Genomic DNA, 13,115 nt, shown 5'->3' with positions numbered 1-13,115 from the left:
GGGAAGGCGTACGGGCATGGTGACCTGATACGTCCGGTTCTCGGGGTGCGAGCGAAGACCGGCCCCTGGGCCGGGCCCGGCGCCGGTCAGCGGCCGGGTGCGGCGAGCCAGGCCGGGTCGATGGCGCCCTCGGCGACGATGACGGCCGGACCGGTCATCTCGACCTGTCCGTCGGCGCGCTCGGTGATCACCAGGCGACCGCCGGGCACGTCGACGGTGTAGGTGACCGGCTGGCCGGTGACCGCGGGGTCGAGGCCGTCCCGGCGGGCGGCGGCGACCATGACCGCGCAGGCGCCGGTGCCGCAGGAGCGGGTCTCGCCCGAGCCGCGCTCGTGCACGCGCATGGCGACGTGGGCGGGGCCGCGGTCGACCACGAACTCCACGTTGGTGCCGTTCGGGTAGACCGCAGCGGGGCTGACCGCCGGGGCTCGCAGCAGGTCGCCGGCCTCGTCGAGGTGGCCGACGAAGGCGACCGCGTGCGGGTTGCCCATGCTGACGTGCACTGCGGGCCAGGTGCGGCCGTCGACGCCGACGCTGACGGCGCCGCCGGGCAGTTCGGCAGCGCCCATGGTGACGGTGACGTCCCCGGGCGTGCCGTCCGCGCCGTCCTTGCCGATGTGGGCGTACCGCACGCCGGCGCGCGTGGCGATCGCGAGGTCGCCGGCACCGGTGCGGCCGGTCCGCTGAAGGTAGCGGGCGAAGACGCGTACGCCGTTGCCGCACATCTCGGCGACGCTGCCGTCGCTGTTGCGGTAGTCCATGAACCACTCGGCCTCGGCGGCGAACGCGGCCGCTTCGGGGTGGGCCGCCGAGCGCACGACCCGCAGCAGGCCGTCGGCTCCGATGCCCGCCCGCCGGTCGCACAGCTTTGCCACGTCCTCGGGCGACAGGTCGAGCCGGCCGTCCGGGTCGGGGACGATCACGAAGTCGTTCTCGGTGCCGTGTCCCTTGAGGAAGGCGAGGGGGGCGTCGGCGGCGCGCGCGTCAGTCACAGCTCCGATCGTACGCGGTCGGCCGCCGGGCGCAGGACGGCGCTCGCCCCCGCGCTGAACTGCGGTCGGACCGTCAGCGCAGCCGGGCGACGCGCCAGACGGCGAGCAGCGCCAGCAGCAGGATCAAAGCGGCGTAGCCGGCGACGTAGCGCCAGTCGGCCCGCTCTCCGGAGCCGCGTGCGGGCAGCCCCGGCCAGGTCTGGCCGATCCGGCGGGCCGCGGCCAGCCCCCACCCGGCCGCGCAGCAGCACAGCAGCAGGCCGAGCATCGCGACCACCGGGCCGGTGTCCCCCGACTCGAAGGCGAGTGGGAACGCGAACATCAGCGAGCCGCCGACAGCCAGGGCGATGATCGGGGCGATCTGCCAGATCCGCAGCCGGCGCTGCGGCCGCAGCTCGCGGAACGACGTGCCGTCCTCGATGGCGGGCAGGTCCGTTCCGGCCTCGAGGGGATCGAGGTCGTCCAGCACGCCGAGCGGTTCCAGCCGGTCCAGCCGGTCCAGGTTGGCGTAGCCGTCCAGGGCGCCGATCGACCCGAGGGGATCGCCGGTGTCGTCAGGGTCGGCGGGCGCGTCCGGCGCGGCTGCCGCGTCCGCGGCCCGGGCGCCGCCGAGCTCGTCCGGATCGGTTGCCGACTCCGGGGAGTTCAGCGGCTCCAGCGCGTCCAGCGGCGGACGGGAGTCGGGGATCTGACCTTGGTGGTGGTTCCGGTTCCGGCCCCTGGCTGAGCAGGCGGAGTCGGTCGAGGTGTCGCGCCCCGGTGGGGTGTCGCGCGGGCCGGCTGCCATTGCCACGCGCCCTCCCGTATGTCGACACAGTAGCTCGGAGCACGATGATGGCACGCGCGGAGGGCCGCTCCGGGACGCCGGGGCGTCCCGATGCCATCACGTGATCAGGCTGTTACCGGTCCCCCAGCGGATTGCAGGCACACCGGAGTTGACGTGCTGCGCAACACCCCGGGGTTGGTCGTCATTGGTCACTGGTGGGCAGGCTTAGGCAGCCTCGCACGGCCCACAGACGGCCCGGGAGTTCCCGGCGGCCGGCGGCTAGCGTTAGGCGCCGGGCCCGCTAACGTTAGCGGCTCCGCTAGCACCTTCATCACTCACGGTATCCATCGGCGGTCTGGCCTCTCCCCTCTAGCGCTAGCGGGTCGGCCCGCTAGCGCTAGAGGGTCCGATAGCGGCCCTCGTAGGCACTGATCAGCTTGTTAGCGGTTAGCGGCTCACCTGGGCGAACGCCGGAAACCCGCCCTGTGCGGGGTCCGCGACCCCTGGGACGCCCGCTAGCACCACTCGGAGCGTGGCCACTCTCGGTGAGGGTCACAGCGGAAGGACAAGGGCTGGAAGGGCCGCACTTCGTGCGGGCGTTCCTCGGCCGCCTACGGCCCCCGGACGATCGCGGCCGGACCGCGTCCAACCGTTGTCGGCGGTGCTGGGAGGCGTTTCAGCGCGGGGCGCGTCCGGGCGCGTCCGGGCACCGCCGCCGGGAATCCCCTAGGAACGACTTCAAAATATCGCGGCTCATCCGGCTCAGCCCGGATCAGCCCAGGTCAGAGCGTTGTAAGCGATCTTCGCCGTCCGGCTCACGTCCGGCTCACGTCCGGCTCATCGCGGCTCAAACAGCAAGAGGCCACCCGCGCGGGGCGCCTGGGGTGGCCTCTTCGTCTTCGCCGCGCGCCGGCAGTCGGGAAGACACCACCCGCCGGGCGGTGGTGTCTTCCGCTGCAAGCCGCCTCTGGGCACAGGCAAGAGGAGCACCCGGGGGCGCCCCGTGCTCCTCTTGCCTGTGGGACCCCGGCCGCGCCCGGCGGCGGTGCCCGGACGCGCCCGGACGCGCCCCGCGCTGAAACGCCTCCCAGCACCGCCGACAACGGTTGGACGCGGTCCGGCCGCGATCGTCCGGGGCCGTAGGCGGCCGAGGAACGCCCGCACGAAGTGCGGCCCTAATAGCTACTCTGGTGTGCACCAGGCAATGAATGGGGAGCGTGCTGAGGTAATGACGGAGACCAAGACTGCCCGGGTGGAACGCGTCATCCGCGAACGTATCGGCGGGGGGAACCTGGCCCGCGGTGAGAAGCTTCCCTCCGAGCGAACGCTCAGCGAAGAACTTGGGATCGGCCGTACTGCCCTGCGGACCGTGCTTGGTCGGCTCGTCGCAGAGGGCGTGCTGGAGGTCCGGGGCCGGAGCTCCTACCGCGTGCCGGAGAGCGGGCCCGAACAGCGAAGGAGCGGCGCCACCACCCCCGGACCGCTGGAGCCCTGGACAATTCATGGTGCTCGGCCGGTGTACACCAATCGGTGGGTGCGCCTGGAACTCATGGACGTGGAGCCTCCGGGCGTCCCGCGCTTCGAGCATCACGTCGTACGACTTCAGCACGTCGCCATCACCGCCGTTGTGGACGACCGCGAGCGGGTGCTCATGCTCTGGCGGTACCGGTTTGTACCTGATCAGTGGGGTTGGGAACTCCCGGGCGGCATCGTGGACGAAGGGGAGGACGGACGCTCGGCGGCGGCGCGAGAGGTCGAGGAAGAGACCGGGTGGCGGCCGGCGAAGGTGGAACATCTGGTCACCTTCCAGCCGATGGTCGGAATGGTGGACGCGCCACACTCGGTCTACGTTGCTCAGGGCGCAGAACGGGTGGGCGACCCGACCGACGTGGAGGAAGCGGGCCGCATTGAATGGGTACCGCTGGCGGACATTCCCGACCTGATGGCCGATGGCCAACTCATGGGCGCGGGCACATTGGTGGCGGTCTTGCATTTGCTGTCGGTCCGCCGGGGCGAAGCGGCTACAACCCCTGCCTGAGCTGATCTATCCGGCGCCGATGCCGTACCGATCCGGTACGGCTTGCGAGAAGTCGGGCGCTCCGAAGGTGCTCCTGCGCCTGGTCGAATTCGCCGCGCGCGAGATGGGCTTGCGCGAGGTCGCATCGGAGCCCCGACTCGGCACGGATAAACGTTGGATCGAGTGATTCAAGCGCCGCGTAAAGGCTCCCCATCGCATCATCGTCCCCGAGGGCGGCCAGCACATTCCCTCGCCACCTCGCCAAATGCGAGTCGTTCAAGAAGATGCTCAACATGTCCGGGTCGCGGGCGTCTGGGCCCGCAGGAAGATAGTTTGCCGCCGAGTCGAGCGCATGGCGGCATTCATCGGCGAGACCCGCTTTGGCGCAAATCTCGGCTTCCGTCGCGCACAACCATGCCCTCAGTCGTGGCGAGATGTGTCCGCCTCCCGCACGCTGCGCCTCTCGAACCAATGCGACGGCCGTGTCCGGCCGCCCTGCGTCGCAGAGTACGTACGCCTGTTCGCCCATTGCGTGAGCGAGATACATCGGCTCTTCGGCTTCCTGGGCGGCTCGCTTGGCCAACTCGTAGTTTCGCCATGCCCGTTCGATCGCACCAGCGTCTAGCGCCTGCCACGCCCCGAGTGTGGCAGCGGCGGCAAGTGCTTGAGCAACCGGCCGCCGGGCGTCGGGGAGAACTGCGAAATTGAGCGTCTCTTCCAAGGCAGTCAAGTGCCCGGTCATTTGGTCAACGAGACCAGCCGCACCCAATTGCCGATCCATGGTTCGGAATAGCTCAGTCTGCTGCTTGAAGGTGGTCACCATGGTTAGGCTGACACTACTGGCCGAGTCAATGCGAGTCAGCAGGTCGGCATAACCGTCTGCTTTGGGAATTCCCTGACTATCGCTCGCGCCGAAGAGTTCCTGATCGGTGAGGCCAAGGAGCGGGCGCAGAATGGCCGCATATCGCGGTGAAATACGACGCTTGCCGTTCTCCCACTCGGATACGTAGACGTGCAAGCTCGCGGGTGAGGCCACCTCAGTCATGTGCTGGCGCCCATAGCGACCGATCTCCCGAACAAGGCGCTCCTGGGACCAACCCCGAGCGTTACGCGCATCGCGCAGTCCCTCGCCCATGCGTCCTCCCTCGCCGACCAACCGGATTGGCTGCACCCAGCATGCACCACATCAGTGCAGGCCACGAGGGGTTAACAGCCAAAGGGTTAAGGGCTGTTGGCTACCGGACCGCCACCGCCTGGGCTTCTCTGGAAGCACCGGAAGACGACGGGCCCGAACTTCTCCCACGAGACGGGTTGCATCTGGTGCGCACCAGATGCCATGCTTCTGGTGCGCACCAGATGGTGCGCAAGAGCAGGGAGCGGCGTCTCCCGCCAAGAAGTCCGCCGCTCCCCTAACCCGTAGAGGGGTAGGTCCATCATGCCTGGAACCGTTGTGGAGCGGGCGAGTGTGCAGGGTGCGGCGCCGGCGGGGCGGAACAACTGGCCCGGTGAGTGGGTGTCGGACAGTGGCGAGGTCGTGCCGCTGTCGGCTGACCAGTCCAAGCGGCTGGAGATGATGTTCCTCGCCTACAACGACCGGCTGGTCGGGTACGCGCGGAAGCGGCTGGTGCTGTTCGGGCGCGACGGGAGCACGGCGCAGTGGCAGGCCGAGGACGTTGTGCAGGCGATGTGGGGGCAGGTGGCCCGCAACGGCCGCCGGGACCTGCTGGGTGACGAGCCGTTGGCCGAGGACGCGCTGCTGAGGCTGCTGTACACCCGCACGAAGTATGCGCTCACCAAGGTTCAGCAGCCGGTACGGGAAACCGCGGTGGACTGGTCGGACGCGGTGGTGTGCAACTGGCTGTGCCCGCTGGTGCCGGAAGGGTGCGCCGCAGAGGCGTTGCCCGCCTACCTGGCGAAGATGGTCGCCGCCTTGCCCGAGCAGGAGCGCGAGGCGCTGCTGCTGACCTTGGACGGCCTGCCGGGACGGGTTGCCGCCCAGCACTTGCAGTGCAGCCGCACCCAGGTCGAGCGGCTGGCCAGTACCGCCGTGCTGCTGTTGCAGATCGACAACCCCGAGCTGTCCGGGCCCGCGGTGGCGGTGGACACGCTGCCGGTCTGGGAGCGGGAGGAACTGGGGAAGCTGAGCGCGGCCAAGCGTGAGGCACTGCTGCGGCTGGACGGGCAGACCCGGCAGGCGCTGCTGCTGCGGGCCCGGGGCATGACCGCCCGTGAGGTCGGCGAGCGCCTGGGCATGTCGAAGGAGCAGGTCGCGGTGGTGAACCGGTGCGTGCCCGGGGCCCGTCCGGCGGCCCGGGCCAAGACCCCGGCGCGGCGCAGGACGGCCGCCCCGAAGCAGGCGAACTCCCGGACCACGCTGGTCACCGCCTACTGGCGCGAGCGCATCGCGGCGATGGCGCCGGGCGAGCGGGTCTCGGTCTACCAGGGGACGAAGAAGCGCTTCGGGGTGGGTAACTCGATCCTCGACGCAGCCACCGCCAACCTCGTTGCCGAGGGGCTCATCGAGCGTGCCGGTCTGCGCGGCTACCGCGTCGCCGACCAGGCCCGTACGGCGGTGTCGGCGTGAGTGCCCACCACCGCAAGTCGCTGAACGCGGCCCGGATGCGGGCCCGCAAGCGCACGCTGGCCGCCCGGGACGGGGCGTGGTGCACCTACTGCGGTCGGCTCTTCGCCGACCTGAAGCAGGCCACCATCGACCACGTCGCGCCGATCTCCTTGTTCCGCACCTGGCGCGTGGAACACACCGTGCTCGCCTGCGCCGACTGCAACAACGCCAAGGACGACCGGCTGCCGCTGCTGATGGCCCTGCTCCTGCTCGCCGCTCACGGCACCCCCACCCCCGCCCCCGACCCGACTCCGGCCCCGGACACCGACCCGACCCCGGTCGTGCCCGGTGAACACCCCGAGTCGGCCGACCGTGAACACGACACGTCGGGTGTTCACGTCGGGCCCGGGCCGGTGTTCACACCCGCCGTTGTGGTGCTGCTGGCCACCCTCGCGTTCGTGCGCGAGTCGGGTATCCGGCCGCGTACGTCGGCCGACCCGACACCCGACCGCACGCGGGATGAGTCGGGGTCTGACCTGCGTGACGAGCCGCGTCACACCCCCGTACAGGCCCTGCTGTCGGCGCCCGTGGACACCCGCGCGGGCCGGACCCGTCCGGTGTTCACCTCGGCCGCGCACGGCCCGACCGTGAACGCATTCACCCCCGACCCGACCGCCCGACTCAACGCCCTGCGGGAGGCCGCGTGAACACCCCACCCGCGTCCGTGAACGGACACCCGCACCCGGGCATCAACGGGCACCCGATCACCCTCCGGCCCCGTCCGGTCGATGCTGTCGCCGACCTGGTGCCGGAGCCGGCCAACCCGATGGCGGTCGCCCGGCACCTGGCCCCGCAGTGGACCCGCGACGGCCTGCTGACCCTGCGCCACTGGCGCGGCACCTGGATGGCCTGGGCAGGCTCCTACTGGCGCGAACTGGACGACCAGCAGATCAAGACCAGCCTCTACACCCTGCTCGAACACGCCACCTACCTCCACCAGCCCCCCAAGGGCCCGGAGGAGGAACGCCCCTGGGCACCGGCCGGACGCAAGGTGAGCGACCTGATGCAGGCCATCGCCGCCACCACCCACCTCGAACCCGACACCGACCCGCCCGCCTGGCTCCACCCGCCCACCGACCCCCTCACCGCCGGGAGCTCCCACACCGCGCAGCACCCGCCCGCCGGCGGGGGACCGGGCGGACACGGGCCGATCGTGGCGTGCACCAACGGCCTGCTGCGCGTCGCCGACCGGGCCCTGACCGACCTGACCCCCCGGTTCTTCAACCTCGTCTCGGTGCCGTTCGACTACCACCCCCACGCCGCGGCCCCGACCTGGCACACCTTCCTGCGCCGGGCCTGGCCGGACGACCCCGCCTCCATCGCCGCACTGCAAGAGTGGTTCGGCTACGTCCTCTCAGGCCGCACCGACCAGCAGAAGATCCTCCTGATCGTCGGCCCCACCCGCTCCGGGAAAGGCACCATCGCCCGCGTCCTGGGCGCCCTGGTCGGCGCCGGGAACATGGCCGGACCCACCCTCGCCAGCCTCGGCAGCAACTTCGGCCTGTCCGCGCTGCTGGGCAAGTCCCTGGCCGTGATCGCCGACGCACGCCTGGCCGGACGCGACGGACACCAGGTCGTCGAACGCCTGCTCACGATCTCCGGCGAAGACACCATCGACGTCGACCGCAAGTTCCGCCAGCCCTGGACGGGCAAGCTCCCCACCCGATTGATGATCCTGTCCAACGAGCTGCCCAACTTCGGCGACTCCTCCGGGGTGATCGCACGGCGGTTCATCGTGCTCAACATGACCGTGTCCTGGCTGGGCAAGGAAGACCCCGCCCTACTCGACAAGCTCACCGCCGAGATGCCCGGCATCCTCAACTGGGCCCTGGACGGCCTGGACCGCCTGGTCCGCAACGGGCGGCTGACCGAACCGGCCGCCTCCCTCGAAGCGGTCACCACCATGCAGGACACCGCCTCCCCCGTCTCCGCGTTCGTACGCGAGTGCTGCACCACCGGCCCCGACCAGCAGGTGCCCGTAGACGCCCTGTGGGGCGCGTGGAAGGACTGGGCCGAGGACTCCGGACACCGCCCCGGCACCAAGCAACTCCTTGGCCGGAACCTGCTCTCCATCGTCCCGCAGATGCAGCGCTCCAAACCCCGGGGCCCGGACGGCAAGCAGGTCCCGACCTACCTCGGGGTGGCCCTGAGCCGCGATGAGCCGGACGTGAGCCGGACTGAGCCGGACAACCCAAGATCACCCGCAGCGCTGTCACCTGCACTGATCCGGGCTGAGCCGGATGAGCCGCGATATTTCGCAAAGTCGCCTCCCCAAGGGCAACTCGCGCTCTGCACCGCGTGCGGACAGCCCCTCGCACCGCTACGAACCGGCCAGACCACTCACCCCTCCTGCCAGTCACCACCCGCACACACCTGACCACCCCACACCTGCCGGACACCTCCGGACCGGGCAGCCCCCGCGCTGCCCGGGTCGCGGACCCCGGGACCCCCGTCCCGGGCCCGCCCCGCACCCCCGCACCGCCCGCCACACCCGCGCCCCGAAGGAGCCACCACCCCATGGCCACCGCGACCCCGCCGGCCGACCCCCGCGCCACCCTGCGCGCCGGACTACCCGACCGCTACCTCACCCCCGAGGACATCGCCTCACTGTTCTCCGTACCCATCCAGACCGTCTATGCCTGGCGCAAACGCCACACCGGCCCACCCGCCTTCCGCATCGGCCGCCACCTCCGCTACGACCCCACCACCGTCCACGCATGGGCCCGCACTCGGGCCGCCGACCGCACCGCGGCCTGACCGTCAAGCGGTCGCTAGACCTAGCGACCCACCCCGCTAGGTCTAGCGACCTCGCTAGCGACCCAAACCCGCCCCCACCAGCCGTCTAGCGTCTAGCGACCCCCGACCGCCCCCGCCCCAAGAGCGCTCGTAGGGCCCGCCGGCGCCCCCGCCCCCGGTCGCTAGAACACCCGCCTCACCACCACACCGCGTGACGGGGAGGCGCCGGGGAGGCGGGGAGTTCTCCCCCACCGCCTCCCCAAGCCGCCTCCCCCCGACCACCTGCACAGTTCACCCCGTGGGAGGCCGGAAAGGCACCCGCCACCACTCCCACACACACCCCACAACCGCCCCGACCCGCACCCCGAAGCCTCCCCCTCCCCCGACCCGAACGACTACGCACCGTGCAGGGAGCCACCCAGGGAGGCAGGGAGAACTCCCTGACCGCCTCCCTCACCCCGCCTCCCCGACCTGATCAGCCCCAACACCCTTGCAGGGAGGCAGGGAGGCAGGGAGGCACACTCCGACCACCCACCGAACACCCCGAAAACTATCCTCCCGGACACCCCCAGCAGCCTCCCTCCGATCCCAGCAACTACGCACAGTGCCGGTGAGGCCCGAGTGAGGCAGTGAGAACTCACCCACCGCCTCACCCGGCCCGCCTCACCAACCCCACCAGCACGAAGAACCCCGCAGTGAGGCAGCCAGGCACCGGCCAACACCCCGCCCACACCCCGGAACTCGGCCCCGGCACCGCCCCCACCCGCCTCCCTCACCTCACCCAACGTCACCAACCGGCGAACAGCCGGCGCGTGACGAAACCCGTCACGAAACCCCACCCCGAACCGGTGCTAGACCTAGCACCCGCCGCTGCTAGACCTAGCACCCCTACTAGCACCCCACACCCCCACTGACCAGCCACCTAGCACCTAGCAGCACCCTCCCGCGCACACCCTCGAAACCCTCTACGAGCCGACCCACACCCCGCCCGCACAGCTGCGAGACACCACCCCGCCGGCGCCTGCTACCCATAGCACCCCCACCCGCTACCGGTAGCACCCCCGCTAGCACCCCACACCACCAGTGACCAGCGACATAGCGAGTAGCACCCCTCCGGCCAGAGACAGCCCGGACGCGACGAAACCCACCTCGGCACGCGCCCCGGCAGCCACTACCGGAACCCACTCGCAAGGAGCCGCCCACCATGGCAGGCCACATCCAAGACCGCTGGTACAAAACCGAACCCGGCCCCAACGGCACACCCGTCAAGGTCAAGACCGACCGCTACGGCACCGGCATGCGCTACCGCGCCCGCTACATCGGGCCCGACGGAACCGAGAAGTCCAAGAGCTTCCCCGACCGACAGAAGCGCGCCGCAGAAGCCTGGCTCGCCCACATCGAAACCGACATGGCCCGCGGCCACTACATCGACCCCAAGACCGCCCGCACCACCTTCCAGCAGTACGCGCAACGCTGGCTCTCCGGCCAGACCACGGACGTGTCTACGCGGGACAGCGCAGAGCGGTACCTGCGGTTGCACGCCCTGCCGTACATCGGTTCCCGTCCGCTCGGCTCGTTCAAGCCCGAACACGTCCGAGCGTGGCTCCGTGAGCTGGAGACGGAGGGTGTTCCCGGGTCGTACGCGGTGCACATCTACGGCACTGTCCGCGCCGTGCTCTCCGCTGCGGTCGATGACGGCTACCTGGCGCGCAACCCGTGTGCAGCTCGGTCCGTACGTCCGCCCACCCGGGAGGCGAAGCGCGTCACACCGTGGCTGCCGGAGCGCGTCTTCGCTGTGCGGGCCGCCCTGCCGGCGCGGCTTCGAACCACCGTCGACACGGCCGCCGGGTGCGGACTCCGACAAGGAGAGGTGTTGGGGCTCGCTGACGACGCGCTGAGCTTCAGTTCCAAGACCCTGCATGTCTTCCGGCAGGTGAAGCTCATCCGTGGGCGCCCGGTGTTCGCCCCGCCGAAGTGCGACAAGGAACGTGACGTGCCGCTCCCCGCGGCCGTTGCAGGGGCGTTGCGGGCCCACATGGAGGCGCACGCGCCCGTCAAGGTGACGCTGCCCTGGAAGTCGGTTGATGGACCCCTGGTCACGCACAGCCTTGTCTTCACGGGCACCCGAGGCACGGTGATGCGCCGGACGGACTTCAACGAGCGCTATTGGAAACCCGCTCTGGTGGCCGCTGGCGTCCTCCCGGAGCCGGAAGAAGGTGAGGACCCCGAGGCCGCGCGCGAACACGGCATGCACGCGCTCAGGCACTTCTACGCGTCCGTTCTGCTGGACGCTGGGGAGAACATCAAGGCGGTCAGTGAGTACCTGGGACATGCCGACCCGGCTATGACGCTGCGGGTGTACGCCCACCTGATGCCGAGCAGCCGGGAGCGCGCACGGAAGGCCATCGACGCGGTGTTCGACCACCGGGTTTCGGAGCGCTGACGGCCCACAGACGGCCCAGACGGGTCATGGCGGCCCCTGACAGGCACAGAACGAGCAGGTCAGGGGCCGTTGATCATTGTGCACCCGTCACTTGATCAGGCTGTGACCGCTTCTTGGAGCTTCCCGCGCCAACACCAGCGCCTGCCGGGTGAGTTCCGCTCCGCGCGAGGTGAGCCAGTGCACACGCGGGTCGCGCCGGAACCACGAGTCCTGGCGCCGCGCGAAGCGCTTGGTGGCTCGTACGGTCTCCTCCAGCGCCTGCTCCTGGGTGCAGTCGCCGGCGAACCACGCGAGCACCTGCTGGTATCCCAGGGCGCGGGACGCCGTACGACCCTCGCGCAGCCCGGCGGCCTCCAAGGCGCGCACCTCGGCGACGAGTCCGGCCTTCCACATCCGGTCCACGCGCAGCGCGATCCGCTCGTCGAGTTCCGGCCGCGGCACGGCGACGCCGATCTGCACGGTGTCGTAGACGGGCTCGGGGCCGGGCAGGTTGGCGGTGAAGGGCTGCCCGGTGATCTCGACCACCTCCAGCGCGCGCACGATGCGCCGGCCGTTGCTGGGCAGGATCGCGCGGGCGGCCTCGGCGTCCACCGCGGCCAGCCGGGCGTGCAGCGCGCCCGGCCCCCGCATGTCGAGTTCGGCCTCCAGCCGGGCGCGGACGGCCGGGTCGGTGCCGGGGAACCGCAGGTCGTCGATGGCGGCGCGGACGTAGAGCCCGGAGCCGCCGACGAGGACGGGCACCTTGTCCTCGGCGTGCAACCGGTCGATCTCGGCGCGCGCCAGGCGCTGGTAGTCGGCGACGTTGGCCGCCTCGGTGACGTCCCAGATGTCGAGCAGGCGGTGCGGCACGCCCTGCCGTTCCTCCTCGGTGAGCTTGGCGGTGCCGATGTCCATGCCCCGGTACAACTGCATGGAGTCGGCGTTGATCACCTCGCCGCCCAGTTCCCGCGCCAGAAGGACGCCCAGGTCGGACTTGCCGGCCGCGGTGGGGCCGACGACGGCGATCACGCGCTTCTTCACCCTGCAAGTCTCCCAAACTCCGCCGTGCCGCACCGAGCGGGTGACGACCGCCCGGACCCTGTGATGATCGCAGGTGACCGCCCGCCCGGTTGTCCACAGGCAGTGGCCGCCGGCGACGCGAAATGCGGGCGGCGCGGGTAAAGTCGAAGGTGAGGGGCGTCACCTGCACCTCGGTGCGCCGCGGGCCCTGCTCATCGCAGGCGTCGGCGCATTCCGGCCGTCCCGTGGCCGTCGCTTCAGGGAACCCCAGGGAAGGTGCCAGATGAGTTTCATGGACTCGCTCAAGGGCAAGCTCGACGCGTCGAAGGGCAAGGCCGCGGAGCTGGCCAAGCAGCACGGCGGCAAGATCGAGCAGGGCCTCGACAAGGCGGCGCACACCGTCGACTCGAAGACCGGCGGCAAGTACAGCAACCAGATCAACTCCGGTGTGAGCAAGGCGAAGGACGCCGTGAAGGGGTACAGCGAGAAGGGCCACGACGAGAAGGGCCCGGACGCCAAGGACCCCGAGGCCGGCTGAC

The 13,115-nt window shown here is 70.6% G+C and carries 11 protein-coding genes; 7 read left to right on the top strand and 4 right to left on the bottom strand.

Going from position 1 to position 13,115, the window contains the following annotated elements:
- Positions 1-86: 86 nt before the first annotated feature.
- Together dapF and WA788_RS19225 are read right to left on the bottom strand one after the other, a co-directional pair.
- Positions 87-992, bottom strand: coding sequence for a diaminopimelate epimerase (gene dapF, locus WA788_RS19230; protein WP_335978915.1), 906 nt, complete (start codon positions 990-992; stop codon positions 87-89).
- A gap of 73 nt (positions 993-1,065) precedes the next feature.
- Positions 1,066-1,521: a hypothetical protein gene (locus tag WA788_RS19225; protein WP_435136827.1), complete on the bottom strand. Its 456-nt coding sequence runs from the start codon at positions 1,519-1,521 to the stop codon at positions 1,066-1,068.
- 1,465 nt (positions 1,522-2,986) lie between these two features.
- Between WA788_RS19225 and WA788_RS19220 the strand changes: the two genes are divergently transcribed.
- On the top strand, positions 2,987-3,796 hold the full coding sequence (locus tag WA788_RS19220) for an NUDIX domain-containing protein (protein WP_335978914.1): 810 nt from the start codon (positions 2,987-2,989) through the stop codon (positions 3,794-3,796).
- Here the strand turns inward: WA788_RS19220 and WA788_RS19215 are convergent.
- Positions 3,780-4,910, bottom strand: a complete 1,131-nt coding sequence (locus WA788_RS19215) for a helix-turn-helix transcriptional regulator (protein ID WP_335978913.1) — start codon at positions 4,908-4,910, stop codon at positions 3,780-3,782. The two genes, WA788_RS19220 and WA788_RS19215, sit on opposite strands and share 17 nt — an antisense overlap.
- A 300-nt stretch (positions 4,911-5,210) precedes the next feature.
- Here WA788_RS19215 and WA788_RS19210 point away from each other — a divergent pair, with 300 nt between their 5' ends.
- The 5 genes from WA788_RS19210 to WA788_RS19190 all read left to right on the top strand — a co-directional run bounded on the left by WA788_RS19210 (position 5,211) and on the right by WA788_RS19190 (position 11,577).
- The gene (locus WA788_RS19210; protein ID WP_335978911.1) at positions 5,211-6,359 is read left to right on the top strand and encodes a sigma factor-like helix-turn-helix DNA-binding protein; all 1,149 of its coding nucleotides are present in this window, start codon (positions 5,211-5,213) and stop codon (positions 6,357-6,359) included.
- The gene (locus tag WA788_RS19205) at positions 6,356-7,045 is read left to right on the top strand and encodes an HNH endonuclease (protein WP_335978910.1); all 690 of its coding nucleotides are present in this window, start codon (positions 6,356-6,358) and stop codon (positions 7,043-7,045) included. Before WA788_RS19210 ends, WA788_RS19205 begins: the two co-directional genes overlap by 4 nt.
- Complete coding sequence (locus WA788_RS19200) at positions 7,042-8,775, top strand: DNA primase family protein (RefSeq protein WP_335978908.1); 1,734 nt, start codon at positions 7,042-7,044, stop codon at positions 8,773-8,775. Before WA788_RS19205 ends, WA788_RS19200 begins: the two co-directional genes overlap by 4 nt.
- A 140-nt stretch (positions 8,776-8,915) precedes the next feature.
- Entirely contained in the window at positions 8,916-9,155 is a 240-nt protein-coding gene (locus WA788_RS19195; RefSeq protein WP_335978906.1) for a helix-turn-helix transcriptional regulator, read from the top strand.
- A gap of 1,183 nt (positions 9,156-10,338) precedes the next feature.
- Entirely contained in the window at positions 10,339-11,577 is a 1,239-nt protein-coding gene (locus WA788_RS19190) for a tyrosine-type recombinase/integrase (RefSeq protein WP_335978904.1), read from the top strand.
- Between the two features lie 87 nt (positions 11,578-11,664).
- Here WA788_RS19190 and miaA read toward each other — a convergent pair whose 3' ends face one another.
- Positions 11,665-12,597: a tRNA (adenosine(37)-N6)-dimethylallyltransferase MiaA gene (gene miaA, locus WA788_RS19185; protein ID WP_335978902.1), complete on the bottom strand. Its 933-nt coding sequence runs from the start codon at positions 12,595-12,597 to the stop codon at positions 11,665-11,667.
- A gap of 262 nt (positions 12,598-12,859) precedes the next feature.
- Between miaA and WA788_RS19180 the strand changes: the two genes are divergently transcribed.
- Positions 12,860-13,114 carry an antitoxin gene (locus WA788_RS19180; protein ID WP_335978900.1) on the top strand — a complete coding sequence of 85 codons (255 nt, stop codon included), beginning with the start codon at positions 12,860-12,862 and terminating at the stop codon, positions 13,112-13,114.
- The last annotated feature ends 1 nt before the right edge of the window (position 13,115 follow it).

This window comes from Streptomyces sp. CA2R106, from assembly GCF_037034245.1.
GTDB lineage: Bacteria > Actinomycetota > Actinomycetes > Streptomycetales > Streptomycetaceae > Actinacidiphila.
The sequence above is the reverse complement of the archived record's forward strand: the minus strand, read 5'-3'. Positions and strand labels throughout refer to the sequence as shown.

Excerpts from the sequence above, each read along its gene's own strand:
- WA788_RS19190 (WP_335978904.1), top strand. The coding sequence starts at position 10,339 with ATGGCAGGCCACATCCAAGACCGCTGGTACAAAACCGAACCCGGCCCC.
- WA788_RS19210 (WP_335978911.1), top strand. The coding sequence starts at position 5,211 with ATGCCTGGAACCGTTGTGGAGCGGGCGAGTGTGCAGGGTGCGGCGCCG.
- WA788_RS19180 (WP_335978900.1), top strand. The coding sequence starts at position 12,860 with ATGAGTTTCATGGACTCGCTCAAGGGCAAGCTCGACGCGTCGAAGGGC.
- WA788_RS19195 (WP_335978906.1), top strand. The coding sequence starts at position 8,916 with ATGGCCACCGCGACCCCGCCGGCCGACCCCCGCGCCACCCTGCGCGCC.
- WA788_RS19220 (WP_335978914.1), top strand. The coding sequence starts at position 2,987 with ATGACGGAGACCAAGACTGCCCGGGTGGAACGCGTCATCCGCGAACGT.
- WA788_RS19215 (WP_335978913.1), bottom strand. The coding sequence starts at position 4,910 with ATGGGCGAGGGACTGCGCGATGCGCGTAACGCTCGGGGTTGGTCCCAG.